Annotated in this window: 2 protein-coding genes; one reads left to right on the top strand and one right to left on the bottom strand. The window is 73.2% G+C overall.

The window, feature by feature from the left end:
- Nucleotides 1–101 precede the first annotated feature (101 nt).
- Nucleotides 102–1,913, bottom strand: a complete 1,812-nt coding sequence (gene aspS / locus JZ5iCDA_RS16745; protein ID WP_069388153.1) for an aspartate--tRNA ligase — start codon at nt 1,911–1,913, stop codon at nt 102–104.
- A 96-nt stretch (nt 1,914–2,009) separates the two neighbouring features.
- Between aspS and JZ5iCDA_RS16750 the strand changes: the two genes are divergently transcribed.
- Entirely contained in the window at nt 2,010–2,477 is a 468-nt protein-coding gene (locus JZ5iCDA_RS16750; protein ID WP_069388154.1) for a PPOX class F420-dependent oxidoreductase, read from the top strand.
- Nucleotides 2,478–2,589: the final 112 nt, after the last annotated feature.

A 2,589-nucleotide genomic window follows, 5' to 3' on the forward strand; every position in this document is an offset into this window, starting at 1 on the left:
CTCGACGACCGGGTGCGCGGCCCACGCCGGCGGGACCTGCGGGACGCGCGAGGGCGCGCCGACCGGCGTGGTCGGCGCGCCCTCGCGCGTGGTGCTGCCCGTCACGGAGCGGCGGCCGCGGGAAGGTTCCCCGGCTCGCCCTTCGGCGCGGGCTTCGCGTCGACGCCCGCCTCCTTGCGCTGCTCCGGCGTGATCGGCGCCGGAGCCTGCGTGAGCGGGTCGTAGCCGCCGCCGGACTTCGGGAACGCGATGACGTCGCGGATCGAGTCCGAGTGCGTGAGCAGCGCGGCGATGCGGTCCCAGCCGAACGCGACGCCGCCGTGCGGCGGGGCGCCGAACTTGAACGCGTCGAGGAGGAAGCCGAACTTCTCCTGCGCCTCCTCCGGGCCGATGCCCATGACGTCGAACACGCGCTCCTGCACGTCGCGGCGGTGGATACGGATGGACCCGCCGCCGATCTCGTTGCCGTTGCACACGATGTCGTACGCGTACGCGAGCGCGTTCCCGGGGTCCGACTCGAACGTGTCGATCCACTCCGGCGTCGGCGACGTGAAGGCGTGGTGCACCGCGGTCCACGCGGAGTTGCCCAGCGCGACGTCGCCCTCGTCGGCCGCGTCCCCGGTGGGCTTGAACAGGGGGGCGTCGACGACCCACACGAACGCCCACGCGTCCTCGTCGATCGCCCCCGTGCGCTTGGCGATCTCCTGGCGCGCGGCGCCGAGCAGAGCCCGCGAGTCGGACGTCTTGCCCGCGGCGAAGAAGACCGCGTCGCCCGGCTGCGCGCCGGTGGCCTCGCGCAGTCCGTCGCGCTCGGCGTCGGACAGGTTCTTGGCGACGGGGCCGCCGAGCGTGCCGTCCTCGCCGAACGTCACGTACGCCAGGCCGCGCGCGCCGCGCTGCTTGGCCCACTCCTGCCACGCGTCGAACTGGCGGCGCGGCTGCGACGCCCCGCCGGCCATGACGACGGCGCCGACGTACTCCGCCTGGAACACGCGGAACGGGGTGTCCTTGAAGTAGTCCGTGAGCTCGACGAGCGGGTTGCCGAAGCGCAGGTCGGGCTTGTCCGTGCCGTACAGGCGCATCGCGTCGTGGTACGTCATGCGCGGGACGGGCGTCGGGATCGTGTAGCCGACCAGCTCCCACAGGGAGACGAGGATCTTCTCGGCGAGCGCGATGACGTCGTCCTGCTCGACGAAGCTCATCTCGACGTCGAGCTGCGTGAACTCGGGCTGGCGGTCGGCGCGGAAGTCCTCGTCGCGGTAGCAGCGCGCGATCTGGTAGTAGCGCTCCATGCCGGCGACCATGAGGAGCTGCTTGAACAGCTGGGGCGACTGCGGCAGCGCGTACCACGAGCCGGGCGAGAGCCGGGCGGGCACGAGGAAGTCGCGCGCGCCCTCGGGCGTGGAGCGCGTGAGGGTCGGCGTCTCGATCTCGACGAAGTCCTCGGCGTCGAGCACGCGGCGCGCCGCCTGGTTGATCTTCGCGCGCAGGCGCAGCGCGTGGGCCGGCGCCGGACGCCGCAGGTCGAGGTAGCGGTGCTTGAGGCGCGCCTCCTCGCCGATCGTCTCCGTGTCCGCGAGCGCCGTGGAGACCTGGAAGGGCAGCGCCTCGGAGGTGTTGAGCACGACGACGTCGCTCGCGAGGACCTCGATCTCGCCCGTGGGCAGGTTCGGGTTCTCGTTGCCCTCCGGGCGGCGGGAGACCTCGCCGGTCACCTGGAGCACGAACTCGCTGCGCAGCGGGTGGGCGACGGACTCGTCGCGGATGACGACCTGGGCGATGCCGGAGGCGTCGCGCAGGTCGATGAAGGCCACTCCCCCGTGATCGCGGCGCCGGTCGACCCATCCCGTGAGGGTGACGGTCTGACCGGTGTGCTCGGCCCGCAGTGAGCCGGCCGTGTGGGTGCGGAGCACGGAGTTCGTCCTTCCAGATCGCGTGAGGGTGGGGGCGCGACGAGCGCCCGTGCGAGTCTAGTCGCTGACCGTCCACGCCCGACCAGGAGGACCGCCGTGCCGCGCACGATCGCCACCACCCGCCGCGTCGACCGCGAGGAGCTCCTCGAGCTCCTGCGCTCGCGCCACGACGGCGTCCTCGTCACGACCCGGTCCGACGGCTCGCCGCAGCTGAGCCCCGTGACGTACGGGGTCGATGACGCGGGTCGCGTCGTCGTGTCGACGTACCCGGAGCGCGCCAAGGCGGTGAACCTGCGCCGTCGCCCGCAGGCGTCGCTCCTGTCGCTCGGGCCGGGGTTCTCCGACCCGTGGGTGCAGGTGGACGGGACGGCCGAGGTGATCGAGCTGCCGGACGCCGTCGAGCCGCTCGTCGACTACTACCGTTCGATCTCCGGCGAGCACCCGGACTGGGACGAGTACCGCGCCGCTATGGTGACGCAGGGCAAGTGCCTGCTGCGCGTGACGATCACGCGCTGGGGCCCGGTCGCGACCGGCGGGTTCCCGCCGCGTCTCGCCGACGACTGACGGCAGGGGTCAGAAGAGCACCTGCTCGACGCCGGCGCCCGCGACGTCGAGCCCGCCGCCGTCGACGGGCATGCCCGCGAGCGCCCCGGCGTGCCCCCGGCGCGGCGAGGCC

The organism is Cellulosimicrobium cellulans, from assembly GCF_001722485.1.
In the GTDB taxonomy this organism is placed as follows: Bacteria; Actinomycetota; Actinomycetes; order Actinomycetales; family Cellulomonadaceae; genus Cellulosimicrobium; species Cellulosimicrobium cellulans_A.